The sequence below is a fragment of the Terrimonas ginsenosidimutans genome, assembly GCF_022012415.1.
Lineage (GTDB): Bacteria > Bacteroidota > Bacteroidia > Chitinophagales > Chitinophagaceae > Terrimonas_A > Terrimonas_A ginsenosidimutans.
In genome coordinates this window covers 120963-136096 of record NZ_JAKLTR010000013.1, presented here as the reverse complement: position 1 = coordinate 136096, position 15134 = coordinate 120963, and the positions used below count along the sequence as shown (strand labels likewise).

The 15134-nt window shown below is 46.1% G+C and carries 12 protein-coding genes; 5 read left to right on the top strand and 7 right to left on the bottom strand.

The annotated features are described in order from the left end of the window. The first annotated feature begins 10 nt into the window (after positions 1-10). On the top strand, positions 11-1327 hold the full coding sequence (locus tag LZZ85_RS19270) for a MutS-related protein (RefSeq protein WP_237874985.1): 1317 nt from the start codon (positions 11-13) through the stop codon (positions 1325-1327). A 26-nt stretch (positions 1328-1353) separates the two neighbouring features. Next, entirely contained in the window at positions 1354-2979 is a 1626-nt protein-coding gene (locus tag LZZ85_RS19265; RefSeq protein ID WP_237874984.1) for a M1 family metallopeptidase, read from the top strand. Here LZZ85_RS19265 and LZZ85_RS19260 read toward each other — a convergent pair. Beyond that, the gene (locus LZZ85_RS19260) at positions 2961-3125 is read right to left on the bottom strand and encodes a hypothetical protein (protein ID WP_237874983.1); all 165 of its coding nucleotides are present in this window, start codon (positions 3123-3125) and stop codon (positions 2961-2963) included. The two genes, LZZ85_RS19265 and LZZ85_RS19260, sit on opposite strands and share 19 nt — an antisense overlap. 99 nt (positions 3126-3224) lie before the next feature. On the opposite strand from LZZ85_RS19260, the gene LZZ85_RS19255 reads away from it, so the two are divergent. The 3 genes from LZZ85_RS19255 to LZZ85_RS19245 all read left to right on the top strand — a co-directional run bounded on the left by LZZ85_RS19255 (position 3225) and on the right by LZZ85_RS19245 (position 7207). After that, positions 3225-4775, top strand: a complete 1551-nt coding sequence (locus LZZ85_RS19255) for a YifB family Mg chelatase-like AAA ATPase (RefSeq protein ID WP_237874982.1) — start codon at positions 3225-3227, stop codon at positions 4773-4775. An 87-nt stretch (positions 4776-4862) separates the two neighbouring features. Continuing rightward, positions 4863-6674 carry an ABC transporter ATP-binding protein gene (locus LZZ85_RS19250; RefSeq protein ID WP_237874981.1) on the top strand — a complete coding sequence of 604 codons (1812 nt, stop codon included), beginning with the start codon at positions 4863-4865 and terminating at the stop codon, positions 6672-6674. 170 nt (positions 6675-6844) lie between these two features. After that, a complete protein-coding gene (locus tag LZZ85_RS19245; protein ID WP_237874980.1) occupies positions 6845-7207 on the top strand; it encodes a rhodanese-like domain-containing protein in 363 nt (120 codons plus the stop codon). 34 nt (positions 7208-7241) lie between these two features. Here LZZ85_RS19245 and LZZ85_RS19240 read toward each other — a convergent pair whose 3' ends face one another. From LZZ85_RS19240 to LZZ85_RS19215, 6 genes are all read right to left on the bottom strand, one after another. Beyond that, entirely contained in the window at positions 7242-7682 is a 441-nt protein-coding gene (locus LZZ85_RS19240) for a DUF2721 domain-containing protein (RefSeq protein WP_237874979.1), read from the bottom strand. Between the two features lie 130 nt (positions 7683-7812). Next, positions 7813-10200, bottom strand: coding sequence for a TonB-dependent receptor (locus LZZ85_RS19235; RefSeq protein ID WP_237874978.1), 2388 nt, complete (start codon positions 10198-10200; stop codon positions 7813-7815). Between the two features lie 83 nt (positions 10201-10283). Further along, entirely contained in the window at positions 10284-10586 is a 303-nt protein-coding gene (locus LZZ85_RS19230) for a hypothetical protein (RefSeq protein ID WP_237874977.1), read from the bottom strand. Positions 10587-10908: 322 nt separating this feature from the next. Further along, positions 10909-12615: a hypothetical protein gene (locus tag LZZ85_RS19225; RefSeq protein WP_237874976.1), complete on the bottom strand. Its 1707-nt coding sequence runs from the start codon at positions 12613-12615 to the stop codon at positions 10909-10911. After that, complete coding sequence (locus LZZ85_RS19220; protein WP_237874975.1) at positions 12612-13391, bottom strand: ABC transporter ATP-binding protein; 780 nt, start codon at positions 13389-13391, stop codon at positions 12612-12614. The genes LZZ85_RS19225 and LZZ85_RS19220 overlap by 4 nt, the downstream gene beginning before the upstream one ends. A 144-nt stretch (positions 13392-13535) precedes the next feature. After that, entirely contained in the window at positions 13536-15128 is a 1593-nt protein-coding gene (locus LZZ85_RS19215) for a DUF1501 domain-containing protein (protein WP_237874974.1), read from the bottom strand. Positions 15129-15134: the final 6 nt, after the last annotated feature.

Sequence of the window (15134 nt, the reverse complement as noted above, 5' to 3'; positions counted from 1 at the left end):
ATAAAGAATCATGCAGATAGACAACATTTCATTTAGCGATATCTCGATCTTTCATGCTGAAGAAGAGTTCTCGATCTTTCATAAGCTGAATTTTACCCGCACCGTTGGTGGAAAGGAATGGCTGCGCCGTTTCTTCACGGAGCCGCATGATGACATTAAAAAGATCAGGGGCACGCAAACAGTGATCAAAAAACTGATGGCGCATGTGGACGACTGGCCATCTGACATCACCAATGGCACCATGCTGGTGATGGATAAGTTCATGGATTACTCTCTGGACCCGATCAGTCAAAGCCCAAACAGCCTGAATAATCTTTTCTATCGCTGGTTGCATCTCGAAGACTATTCCATGCTGAAATATTCCATGACCCATTTTGGAGATTTCTATCGCGGGTTGAAAAAGATCGCTATTCTTCTTGGAGAAGTAGACCTTCCCCCACATATAAAGATCTATATTGAACGGATCATCCAGGTATTGAAAGAGCCCGCTTTGCATGAATTGTCCTTGACAAAACGCGGCGAACCATTTACCCAAAAACAAAACCTGCAATTCGGTTTTCATCTGCGTACACCACTCAGGGCGAAAACGCTCGAGATGATGGACATATACAGCCGCCTTGACGCATGGTACTCTATGGCCGTGGCTGTGAAAACCTATAATCTGTCATTCCCCGAATTCATTGAACAGGATTCGCCGCTGGTGGAGGCAAAAGGCTTGTATCATATACTGATCCCGAAACCAGTGCCCTATGACCTTCAAATGAGTCCCGAACATAACTTTCTTTTTCTTACCGGTGCCAATATGGCTGGAAAGAGTACGCTGATCAAATCCGTCGGTTCATCTGTATTCCTCGCACATATAGGAATGGGCGTGCCGGCGCAAAGCATGCGGCTTACATTATTTGATGGGCTGCTGAGCAACATCAATGTAATCGACAATATTGCCAAAGGCGAAAGCTTTTTCTTTAATGAAGTACAGCGGATCAAGAATACCATCAGCAAGATCAACAATGGCAAGAAATGGCTGGTGCTGATCGATGAACTTTTCAAAGGCACGAATGTGCAGGATGCGATGAAGTGTTCTCTCACGGTGATCAAGGGTTTGATCAAAATGAAAAATTCGCTCTTCATTCTTTCTACGCACCTGTATGAAATAGGAGAAGAGTTAAAAGAATATCCAAACATTTCCTTCCGGTATTTTGAAACCAATGTTGAAGACGAACAATTGAAGTTCTCTTACCAATTGAAAGAAGGCATCAGCAATGATCGGCTGGGATATGTTATTCTCAAGCGCGAAAAAGTAGTGGAGATGCTGGAGAATTTATAATTCCTATCTTCACAAAAACCCGTAACATGAGAAAAACGCTTCAAAGCGCATTGAAGCTGGCGTTGATACCGGCATTTTTGTGTTTATCCCTTTCCTGTTTTTCACAGATAGATCTGTATGATGTGCAGCATTACGATTTCTTTGTAAAGCTTTCGGACAGATCAGACACCGTTATCGGCAAGGCCGGGATCAGGATGAAAATGAAGAAGCCCGTCTCGAATATTCTGCTCGATTTTTCCACTACAATTGCAAAGGATAAGGGAATGACCGTGACCTCGTGTACGCTCGATGGACGCGCGGTAAAATTTGAGGCGAAAGAAAACAATGAAAAGATCAATCTTACCTGGGAGGGAAACCAGCCGATCGATGGTGAGCATACCATCGTTGTCCAGTACACTGGCATTCCGACAGACGGCCTGATCATTTCCAATAACGTTCATAAGCATCGCACTTTTTTTGCAGACAACTGGCCAAATCGCGGGCATAAATGGCTTCCATGTATTGATCACCCGGGGGATAAGGCAACGGTCGATTTTACCGTAGTGGCGCCCTCTCATTACAAAGTTGTATCGAATGGGCTTTTACAAAGCGAATCTCCTGAGGCGGGCGGCTCCCTGACAGCCACACACTGGAAAGAAGTTGTTCCGATCGCAACAAAAGTGATGGTGATCGGTGTGGCCGATTTTGCAGTAGAGCTTGCAGGAAAAGTACAGGATAGCATCCCCGTTTATAGCTGGGTATTCCCTGAGGATAAGGTAAAGGGGTTTTATGACTATGGTCAGGCAAAAGATGTACTTCCTTTTTTTATCAGATACGTTGGCCCGTATGGCTATAAAAAACTGGCCAATGTGCAGTCAAAAACCATCTTCGGCGGCCTGGAAAATGCCAACACGATCTTCTATTCTGAAAACTCGGTCACCGGTACACGTAAAAGCGAAAGCCTGCTGGCGCACGAGATCGCGCATCAGTGGTTTGGAAATATGGCTACGGAAAAAACCTTTGCTCACTTATGGCTCAGCGAAGGCTTTGCGACCTATATGACCATTCTCTACATGGAAGATAAATATGGAAAAGATACAGCCATCCATATGCTGCAAACCGATCGGGAGCAGGTGATCAAATCCGGAGTAACCAGTAAACGGTCTGTGGTGGATGAAACCACCAATTACATGGCCTTACTAAATACCAACAGCTATCAGAAAGGCGGATGGGTGCTGCATATGCTTCGGCATGAATTGGGAGATGAAGTATTTCAGAAGGCGATCAGGGCTTACTATAAACAATACACCAATAGCAATGCAGATACAAGGGATCTTCAGAAAGTGATCGAACAGGTTTCCGGAAAAAACCTTTCTGTGTTCTTTGATCAATGGTTGTATAAGCCCGGCTTACCAGACCTGGACGTGAAATGGGGCTATGGTTTTAAAACGAACAAAACCTGGATCGAGATCAGGCAATTACAGCAAAATGGTTTTGTATTCACACTGCCGGTGCAATTGAAGGTCAAAACAAAAAATGTAACTACAAACAATATCCAGGTAAGCAACCGGTATACATATGTTGAGTTTGACGGAGAGATAGAGGAACTCCTGCTTGATCCAGCGACAACATTGCTTTTTAAAGCGGTCACGCATCACGAGCTTGCGAAATAGAGATCTGATCCGGGATAGATTCTTTTACCGGCAAGACCAGTAAGAGAGTCTTTTCCGTAAAACTCCATTCCCGGTGTATGGCCCTGGGTCTGTAAAAATCCGGGCAACAAGGTGGGAGACACAGCAGACGCTTGTTTATTCATCATTGGATCATGATGAAACCATCACCTATTTCACGTGATTTTACATTCAGCGAGCGATGAAAAACACGCACTCCTTCCCGCCCTTTTATCTAACTTTCCATTATGCTAGTAAAAATTCACGGGAGTGCGGTTTACGGGGTAGAAGCGATCACTATCACTATTGAAGCCAACTGGATTGAATCATCCGGCAAGGATTCGACGATCGTTGGGCTGCCGGACAGTGCGGTGAAAGAAAGTCTTCAGCGGATAGAAAGCGTATTCAAAACGAATGAATACAAGATGCCGAGGAATAAAGTAGTGATCAACATGGCACCTGCCGATATCCGGAAAAGCGGAACTGCATTCGATCTGCCGATAGCCGTCAGCATCCTGAGTGCGTCTGAACAGATCAGTAATCCGGATATAATATCGCGTTATGTCATGATGGGTGAATTAAGCCTGGACGGGCAGGTCAGACCTATCAAAGGAGCTCTTCCAATGGCCATTCAGGCAAGAAAGGAGGGATTCAAAGGGTTGATCATTCCCAAAGCAAATGCCCGCGAAGCCGGTATGGTGAATAATCTCACTGTTTACGGAGTGACCCATATTAAGGAAGTCATCGATTTTTTTGAGAACGGAGAAAAGGGGCTTGACCCCGTCATCGTCAATACCCGGGAGGAGTTCTTTGATTCACAATACGATTTCGAGTTGGACTTTGCGGATGTCAAGGGCCAGGAAAATATCAAACGTGCGCTGGAAATAGCCGCGGCCGGGGGACATAATGCGATCCTGATCGGCCCGCCCGGCGCCGGTAAGACAATGCTGGCCAAACGACTCCCGACCATACTTCCACCACTGTCCCTGCAGGAAGCGCTGGAAACAACAAAGATCCATTCGGTGGCAGGAAAGCTTCCGGAAAATGCGACACTGATCGCCAGACGTCCATTCCGTTCTCCGCATCATACGATCAGCGATGTGGCCCTTGTTGGCGGTGGAGGCACGCCCCAACCCGGAGAGATCTCCCTGGCCCATAATGGCGTCCTTTTCTTGGACGAATTGCCCGAATTCAAACGTACCGTACTTGAAGTGATGCGTCAGCCGATGGAAGAACGAAAGGTTAGTATTTCACGGGCAAAAGTCGCACTCGACTTTCCAGCTTCATTCATGCTGATTGCCTCTATGAATCCCTGTCCCTGCGGGTTTTATAACCACCCTGACAGGGAATGCACCTGCCCTCCGGGGACCGTACAGAAATATCTCAATAAAGTGTCCGGGCCATTGCTTGACCGGATAGACCTACATGTTGAAGTAACACCTGTTGCCTTTGCTGAACTATCATCTGCCAGGCAGCAGGAACATTCGGCACAGATCCGCGACAGGGTAATACAGGCAAGAGAGAAACAGGCAGAGCGCTATAAAGCGGACCCGGGAGTTTATTGCAACGCGCAGATGAGCAGCAAAATGCTGAAGGAGATCTGCGAGATCAGCCAGATCGGGCATAATCTGCTGAAGGCCGCGATGATGAAGTTGAATCTATCCGCACGGGCCTATGACAGGATCCTCAAAGTCTCCCGGACGATCGCCGATCTAGCGGGCAGTAATGACATAAAGCCGGAATACCTCGCGGAGGCGATCCAATACCGGAGTCTTGACAGGGAGAAATGGGGCGGATAAACTGCCAGCCTGATAAGTTGTCATTTTTCCCGAACTTGTACGGGGTTTGCTTGTTCTTTTTCTTTTACTGATTTCCCCTGATTATATATGAAGATACTTTTCAAGTACCTGAAACCGTATAAATGGCTGGTTTCCATAGTACTGATACTGGCTGCAATTAACATCGGCTTTTCTCTCGTAGATCCGATCATCTTCGGTAAGCTCGTAAGCCTGGCAACCCTGCATCAGGATGCTCACTATACCTGGAACGATTACCTGTTCCTGAAAATGGAAATAACCAATAAATCCGGCGAAAAAGAATCCGTTTATGGAGTGGTATGGCTACTTCTGGGATCGGTTACCGTGGCAATGATCAGCCGGATAGCCAAGGCATTTCAAGACTATTTCCTTAGTCTAGTTACACAAAAGTTCGGCGCGACCATTTTCACTGATGGATTGCAGCATGCCATGAAGCTTCCTTATCACGATTTTGAAGATCAGAGAAGTGGTGAAACATTAGGGATCTTGCAGAAAGTACGAACGGATACAGAGAAGTTCATTTCCACTTTTATCAATATCCTGTTCCCTGTTATCGTCGGGATCGTCTTTGTTGCAGTTTACGCTTTCAATAAAGATTGGCGCCTGCCCTTTCTCTATTTTGGTGGGATCTTTTTACTGACAGTGATCTCAAACCTATTGAGTAAAAAGGTGAAGGTAATTCAGAAAGCTATTGTATCCCAAACCACATCGCTGGCTGGAGCTACAACAGAATCTTTGCGCAATATTGAACTGGTAAAAAGCCTTGGCCTGACACATCAGGAAGTCGAACGTCTGAATAAAAACACGTTCAAGATCCTGGGGCTTGAACTTACTAAAGTAAAGCGTATCAGAAGCATCAGCTTCATCCAGGGCACATTTGTGAATACCCTGCGGCAGGTGATCCTTTTTATGTTGATGTGGCTTGTGTTCCGTGATCAACTGGCCGCCCATGAAATAGTTACCATGCAGATCTTCTCTTTCTTCGTGTTTGGACCCCTGCAGGAAATCGGCAACATCATTCTTTCTTACCGGGAAGCAGAGGCATCTCTGAACAACTTTGAAAACCTGATGAAAAAAACGCCTGAGCCTCAGGCTGCCAACCCAAAGCATCTTGGAGATATAGAAACACTCGAGTTTGATAAAGTTGGATTCAAACATAACTCTGCGCAGCAAAACGCGATCAATAATATCAGCTTTAGGGCAAACGTTGGTGAAACTATTGCATTTGTCGGACCATCAGGTTCTGGTAAATCAACGTTGATGAAATTGCTGGTTGGCCTCTATCGTCCAAAACAGGGAAAGATCCTGTATAACGGCCTCAATGAGGAAGAGATCGACTTTGACGATCTCCGCAGCCAGATCGGGTTTGTTACACAGGATACACAACTTTTCTCCGGAACCATTCGCGAGAATCTTCTTTTTGTTAATCCTTCTGCAACGGATGAAGATGTACAGGAGGCGTTGCGGAAAGCTTCTTGTCAGAACTTACTCTCCCGTGCAGAAAAAGGCCTGGATACCACTATCGGAGAAGGCGGCTTAAAACTCTCCGGTGGCGAAAGACAGCGTATCTCTATCGCACGCGCTTTGTTGAGACAGCCCAAAGTCCTGCTGTTTGATGAAGCTACATCCGCACTCGATTCTCTTACAGAAGAACAAATAACCGATACGATCAGATCTATTTCCCTTGAAGGAAATCAGATCACAATTCTGATCGCGCACAGGCTTTCTACTATCATGCATGCAGACCGGATATATGTGCTTGAAAAAGGAGATGTCGTGGAAACGGGCAGTCATGAAAAACTTCTGGAAGAAAAAGGACTTTACTACGCCATGTGGAGACAGCAGATCGGCGAGCGGAAAGGAAAACTTCAACCCAGCTGAACATTATAAGCTTACTAAGACGACAAAGGCACGAGGTAAATCCTTGTGCCTTTGTCGTCTTAGCCGCCTTCACCTTTTCAAAAGCAAAAGCATTTTTACACGGAAACAATTCCTTTGAGCCCATAAAGCCAATCACTCCGCCAAAATATTCGCAGACCTAATCTTCACAAATGGACCGCTTTCCCGATATCCGGGATTTTATTAGATTTGGCCCGACGAAATCATCCACCATGTTCAACTTCCTGTTTGGCAACAGTAAACTCAAGAATGCCTTGCGCCATGGCGCCGTTATTATTGATCTTCGCTCTCCCGGTGAATTTGACCAGGGGCGTATTCCCGACTCTATAAATATTCCCTCAGACAGGATCTCCATCAACCTGTCGCGCATCAAAGCAATGAATGTTCCTATCATCCTCACCGGCTATTCAGATTCCATACGCGAAGCCCGGTACAAACTGGAAAGCCATGGAGTAAAAGAAGTTTACAGCGGTGGACACTGGACCTCTGTACTCAAGATCGTGCGGTCTCTTTAGGTGGTCATTCGTGCTTATTCGCGGTCATTGGTATTCATTCGCGTTCCGTCTTAAAAAGATTCTTGAAGAATCCGGGCCCTTCCAGTTCTTCCATATCACTCAACTCCCACTCCAGCGCCCTGGTACTTTGAGAGATCTCAACAAGTGAGATCACGAGTGATGCCAGTAAAGTGATCAGGCTGATCGCAAATGCGAGCTCTGTCATAACCTTCCACTGCTGATAGACGCCATACATTGTCAGCACACAACAAACAAAGCTGAATACCCCAAATGCCTGCATCCACCTTATCAGGTTGATACGCAGCCGCAGGATCTTGATCTGCTTGACCAGTAAATGATTTTTCTCTCCGCGCATATATTCATCATGCAATTTCCGGATAAGAGCCGCCAATGCGAGGTAACGGTTGGTATAAGCAAGCAACAATAAGCTGATCGCGGGAAAAAGCAATGCCGGTGTGTTGAACGTAATTTCCATAGCTATTTTGGTTGGTCTTTGCTTAAAGATAAAAAAAAGCCGGGTCAAACAAGACCCGGCTCTTACATTGAATGCATTAAAGAGCGCTTAACCTTTATGCTGACTGGCTTAGCATCTTCAGCTAAACATCTTACCACTTAAATTCCAGCGGTACACTAAGCTTCATTCCAAAATTACGGCCAACGTTATACACGCCCTGGCGGCCAGTAACATTGTTCACTACCGTATACTTCAACCTGCTTAAATGGTTCTGATAAGCCACATCTCCCAGGTTCATTCCACTTAAATTCAGACTGAATAATGTCTTTCCTTTTTTAACAAAATCAGCACCCACGGAAACACCCACCAGCCAATAACCACCCGTTGCTGTTTCTGTATTGTAACCGGTAAATGCCCGGTCCTGCCTGAAAGTATAATCGCTTTCCAGGCTGACATAAACATTTCTAACGGACTCTCCTTTCGGCAGGAAATTACCTTTCAATTGTGAAAGCAGTCTTGCCGCGGGAATATTCGGAACATATTTCGAGCCGTCGATAGCCTGTGTAAATTGAGCGCGGGTATAAGAGAATGTATTCTCAAAATGCAGCCAGTCTAACGGATGCGGATGAATATCCATATTGAATTCTACTCCATACAGGTTCGCTGTCTGCTGGTCAAACCGGAAAACATGAAGATCATCCCCGCTATCCGGATCAACAATAATTGAATCCGCACCAGCCTGATTCAATACTCTTTCGTAATAAATGAAATTGCTGATATGATTGTAAAATAATCCTGCACCCAGCGAAATATGTTCGCTGTTTATTTCAACTCCCGCATCAACCTGAAAACTTGTTTCGGATTTCAGATCAGGGTTTCCTGTTTCGTAACGATTGGTTCCCTCATGCGCTCCGTTACTCGACAATTCAGCAAGCGTCGGCGCCCTGAAACCACGTGCTACATTCAGCTTCAGGCTGAGGTCTTTTGAAGGTTCATAAGTCAGACCGGCACTGCCTGAAATATTCGAAAAACTTTTTTCAAATGCGGCAAATTTCACATCAGCGCCATCCATCATTTGCTTACCATCCACCTGGCGACGGTCCATACGAAGTCCGCCGCTAAACGAAAGCTTGTCTTTATGATACTGTGTGAATACAAATCCACCTATATCAAACAGACGATAATCAGGTATCAGCGCTTCTTCCGCACGATTCGTATTTGTCTGATTCATCCCTGAAATACCAATACTAGTTCTCCAGAAACCTTTGAAGGGCAATGTCAGCTTGGTTGAATAGTTAACGGTCTTCAGATCAAAGTAAGCTTCAGGTTCACCAGGACTATCCGGATCACCAAATTCCCTACGCTGATTTCTTTGATACCCGGCTAAAACGTCCAGCTTGCTTCTTCCTATATTAAAGCTGTTATCCGTATTGATCTTAAAATGCTGTATGTGCTGGAAAGGAACGAACGGTTTTATTTTGTCAAAATCATCTCCGGTCGCCATTTCCTCTGTACCACCCGCAACTGGCTTTAAAAAAGCTCCTGTTGCTGCGTCACGTTCCCCTTCGACCATTCCTGTGTGCTGATCAAAATTACTCGAGCGGATAAAACTATGCCCCCACGATCCACTATACCCCAGCATTCCTCCGAAGTTCTTGTTATAGAATTTGGAATTGAATACATTGCCATCATATTTATTCTTGTAGTCCGCCGCTCCTTTGTAAGATCCATAAGCATTAAAGCTGAATCCATTTTTCGTCCCGCTGAGATCTGCATAAGTTCCCCTCAACATACTATTGGTCTGATATTCCCCCAGCAGGTTTGCACGGATAGTTCCTTCCGGCGCAGGCATGAGGCTTTGGATATTGATCACTCCCGCAAGCGCATCTGACCCATACATCAATGAAGCCGGCCCCTTCAACACTTCAACACGCTGCGCGCTATAGTCATCGATCTCGATCCCATGCTCATCCCCCCATTGCTGTCCTTCCTGGCGAATGCCGTCATTCACCACTACAACCCGGTTATATCCAAGGCCCCGTATAAATGGCTTGGAAATTGCGGGTCCCGTTGTTACCGCATTCACCCCCGGGATCTGGGTAAGCGAATTGATGATATTGGACGAGCTGATCTTCATCAGTTCCGCTTTCTTCAGGATCGCTACCGGTTGTGGTGATTGCTTCAACCTTGTAGCAGCGGACACTCCCGTTACCGTTACGCCCTCCTGCTCCACGACGGCATCTTTAAGCGAAAAATTCTTTTCTGTGGCGCCATTGATATCAACCATTTCTACAATGGTTTGATGGCCTATATAAGAAACCTCCACAAGGTATTTTCCCGCGGGCAAAGAAGAAGTCCTGTAATCGCCCTGGGCATCCGCTACAGCATCTCTGTTGATATCATGTATCCGGATAGTTGCTCCCACAAGCGGAATACCGGTCCCGTCTTCTGTGATCCTGCCTGATAATAATGATTTGGGTTGACTCCACGATGTTAAGCCCACGAATAGGCTTACAATAGAAAACATTACAAGTTTCATAAATGAATTTGATTAAACGCTGGTACGCAAATGATAGAACGATCAGGCAATAGAACATCACCTGTCAAACAATAAAGCCCGGATCAAAGTACCAGTGCGGGAGGCCCACGGAGATCCGCGGTGACCGAAGCTCTCAATAAAACGCCTGCATGAAAGTGCTCCGGATGCGCCCTATGCTCAATCAAAGGTTTGGGGAGAACGATCTCTTCACTGCCGTGAAAAGGTATCAGAAAATCATCAATACAATTACAGGCAAAGCTGATGCTTTTATCATTTGCTTTGCCCTGCTCAGATGATTGGAAAGGCTGGTCTATGTCCTGGCTATGCAGCAGATTATGCAGGAAAAGACCTGCACCCATCTTCTGCGAAAAAACCAGCAACAGCAAGAAACTTGCGGATTGCAATATTAACCTACGAGCCTTCATCGAGATTGCAAGGTAGCACAAATTGCAACACAGGTTCATTTTTCTGGCTAATGGGTTGTTAACGCAGTCCGGAAATGAGTGTCAATTTGTTGCGACTTACTGACTTTCAGATTCCTAACCGGCCGAAGAACGTAGTAGGAACGCGGCGGACCGCAACGATACGTAGCGGACGCGGCGAATTACAAAATGTCACCTGGCTGTTTCGCCGCGCTCTCCGCGTATCGTTGTGTCCGCCGCGTTCCTACTACGCCAATCGATCTATTAAATGCTCAGGCGGGGTAAACTACGCATCCTGTTCCGCCTTGATCTTTGCCCAGGACGTTTTCCGGATACTGCCTGTGATCAACCAGGTTGCGATCATCGACAATACCGCCGCGATGCACACCACTACAAGTATATCATACGCAGCATAATGAAGCATGGCAATAAAGACGGAGATCAGCATTACACCCATGTTCCGGATAAACGATCCGCCATTCAGGTTTGCATTCTGTTTCCGGGAAAAAGGAAGATTCCGGAAGTTGATATACACAAGCAGTGCAGCGATCAGCAATTGATTGAACAATCCTAACAGCAAATTTGGCAATGCGGGCCATCCGCCGATCATCAATCCCGGAATAGCGATCAACACGATGATAGGCACATAAAACTTCAACACGATTGCTTTCACTGCTCCAAGGATCACTTCTCCCGGATACTCCAGCGGTACAACCTGAAAGATCCAGGCCGCTTTGTACTTCTCTGAATAGACCATCTGTGAAATAGCGGTCACCAGTAAAAGCGACATCAGGTAAATACCAACGATCATAAAGATCTTGAACTCTTTCCCATTGTCAGCAAGCGTAGCCAGCGAGAAATTTTTTGACCGTAAAAACATTGCCACGACCAATACCAGCATATACCCGATAGATGGGTAAACTTTCAACTTAAAATCACGGCTGCGGCCAGACATCCTCCATGCAAACAAAAACCCCGCTGTCTCTCCATTTCCTTTGGTCAAAATAGTACCTAACTTTTCGGCAATCCCGGATCTCTTATGCTTTTTAAGCGTTACGGGTGCAGCCGGGCCATCTGCGGAACTGTTGATCAACGCCAGCTTGTTATTAAAAGAAGGCGCCAGGAATTTCACCACCACCCATACACATAGTAAGGGAACAACGATCGAGGCAAACAGGAAGATCACAGACTCTGCAGTAAATGTCAGCGAAGTCAGACTCTGCCACCCTACTGCCATCCAGTACATGGGCAACGCCGCAGACCAACCATAAGCGGTAAGATCGAATTCAAGAATACCTTTTGTTTCCATCATTCGCGGAAGGATCTGATAACTTGCATATATCACGATCGCAAATACGATCTGAAAATAACTGATCACATTCTGGAATTTCTGAGGCGTAGTGATCCTGAGAATAATAAGGTACACTGCATTGATAAAAAAGATCGCTAACAGCGTCAGCAATAATATCATCGGGATCATCCAAACCGCTGATGCAATTCCGTACTTAACTCCCATGTAGATCACACCGGGCAAAGCCATCGGCAAGACCAGCTTGCAGATATGAATAAAGATGTGAAGCAATCTCGCCAGCAGCACCGTTCTGTCATTTACCGGCTTGGGCAATATGATAAATGTGTCCCGCACATCGATCAGCACCGAGGTAAAATCGGAGATCAATGTTGCCGACAACATAAAAAAGAACATGAAGAAATAAAAGGTCAGTCCGGTAACAATATTATTGCCGATATAGAAAGCCATCAGGTAAAGCAGGCCCAGCACCGCGCTTACGACCATCGTAATGATCGTTGCCGATGAAACATCCTTATCAGATTTTTTTCTTTGTGCCTGTTGAAGTCCGCTTACCCTGCGATCATCCATCGTAAGCTTAATGTTGAGGATCGCGGTGAGCGCGCTCTTATCAACGCCCATCCTGTCATACACCGGTGAAGGCAGCAATGCCAGTTTCAGAAAAGCTTTGTTGATTATATTCATGACCGGCTCTCCATTGCTTTAGCCAGCTCATCAGCCGCAGCTGATAAAGAATCTGTGGCGGTTAATGATGCAAAGATCTGCTCAAGGCTCTTGTCTCCCTGCTGCTGTTTTAACTCCTCAAAAGAGCCATCCGCTACGATCCGTCCTCCATTGATCAGTACGATCCTGTCGCTTACTTTTTCAACAACATCCATCATGTGGCTGCAATAGAATATCGTTTTGCCATCTTTTGCAAGGCGGCTGATCAGCTCCTTCATAATGATCACACTATTCGCATCGAGGCCACTAAGAGGTTCGTCAAGAATGATGATCCCGGGGTTATGCAAAAGACCTGAAGCGATCAGCACCTTCTGACGCATGCCTTTGCTGAACGTATCCATCCGCTGATTGAGATTGGCTTCTAGCCCGAATGCCGCCATGATCTTTTCGATGCGTTGAGTGGCGACCTCTTTTTCCAGGTTATATAAAGTAGCAGTGAACTGAAGATATTCGTTTGGAGTGAGTACATCATACAACTCAGCCAGCTCAGGAATGTATCCGATCTGTTTTTTTACATCAAGCGTCTGCGTCTTTACATCCAGGCCATTGACAGTGACCGTTCCCTGGTAGTCTGTAAGCAATCCGCATAATATTTTTACGGTGGTGCTTTTCCCCGCGCCATTTGGACCGATATACCCGATCACCTGACCGGGATAGATCTCTACATTGATATCCTGTAAAACGGTTTTGGTTCCGTAACTCTTGGAAAGATTACGGATACTGATGATGGGTTCCATTTACGCATATTACGGGGATTTATTGGATATGCGGGATTAATGGGATTAGTTTTTGATAAATGGTGCGTTTTATAGCGCGGAACATCTTAAAAATTCCTTTCTGATGAATGTTACTAAATGTAACGATGTCTGAACCGGTGCGGGTTAACGAACTTTCAGCATTGGCCTCACCTGTTGTTTCGCCTCATTCTGTAATCTCGCATAATAAACACCCGCCGGCAATGCACCGCTATCAAATGTAACGGTAAAAGTGCCAGTAGTACGAAGGTCGGCGTCCACCAGTGTTTTGATCACACGCCCCAGCATATCGATGATCTGCACAAGCGTATGGCCTCCCTGTGTTTTATACTGTATAGTTGTGGTTGTAGTAAATGGGTTCGGATAATTAGTGACCAGCTGCTCTCCTGCTGTCTGGTTGGGATCATTGACCGGCGTTCCTTTACAGGTTGCATCGCTCACAATATTCAGGCTTTGAAAATTGCGGAACAGGACTGTTTCGATTGTTGATGCCGGCACGCAAAACCATTTCTCCAGGATCGTAGCGTATACACTCCTGAAATCATACTGGAAAGGGATATTATCCTGCACAGAAGCCCCTGTCGGAATAGAAGGATTATTGCCTGTTACACCGGGGATCGCCTGTTTACCGAAAATAAACATCGGAGCTGCGGCGCCATGATCTGTACCCATACTTGAGTTGGATTTGATCCTGCGCCCAAACTCTGAAAAGGTTAATCCCATGACCCTGTCCTGCACACCGAGGAACTGGCAATCATCTGTGAACGCTTTGATCGCATCAGATAGAGTCTTCAGCAGATTTGCATGGGTGCCGATGGAAGTATCGGAAGATTCAGCCTGCGATGAATGCGTATCAAACCCGCCCATTCCTACCATGTAGATTCTTGTTTTCAACCCGCCTTTTATCAATCGTGCAACGATCTTCAACTGATCGGCCAGGTAATTGTCCTGCGGATAAGCGGCCTGTTGCGGCACTTTGCCTGCTGCTGCAATGATGCGTTCTGCAAACTTGTTGGTTTGTTTCGCGATCGTTCTAATGTAGGTAAGCTCATACCCCATCGGGTTATCCGGTGCGGGATCAACCACATTATTGATCAGGTTGTAGAAGCTCGTCGGGTTTGTAATACCCATCGCCATGTTCATTGCGGGCCCCTGCAATGCCAGTGAGGTGATCGATCCGATCTGTATGGCCAGTGGGTCGGGCATCGTTTCATTGGGGTAACCTTCCGGATAGTTCGGGTATTCTGTGTTAAGATAACGGCCGGCCCAGCCCGTACTGACTACTTCGTCACTGGCTGAGCCACTCATCCAGATATCGGTCGCCCGGAAATGTGAGAAGTTCGGTGTTGGATAACCAACAGCCTGAACAATATTCAGCTTGCCATCATTATACATTCTTTGTAAACCCGTCATTGCCGGATGTAAACCGGTCTTGTCATATCCCTCCAGTTTCAGGATCTTACTTTCCGCGATAGCCACATTGCTGCGCGCACTGTAGTAACCACTGTAATTAGATACAGGTATCACCATATTCAATCCATCATTACCGCCACTCAGCTGCACAATGACGAGCACATGATCTGTTTCAGTCGTTGGATTCATCAGGGCCTGCAGCAAGGGAGAATCTGCGGCAAATGCCTTGATGGAATAGCCATCTACAACAGCTGGCAACACGGCAGCCGCCGGCAGGGAATTCCGCAAAAAGTCTCTTCTTCTCATAAGATA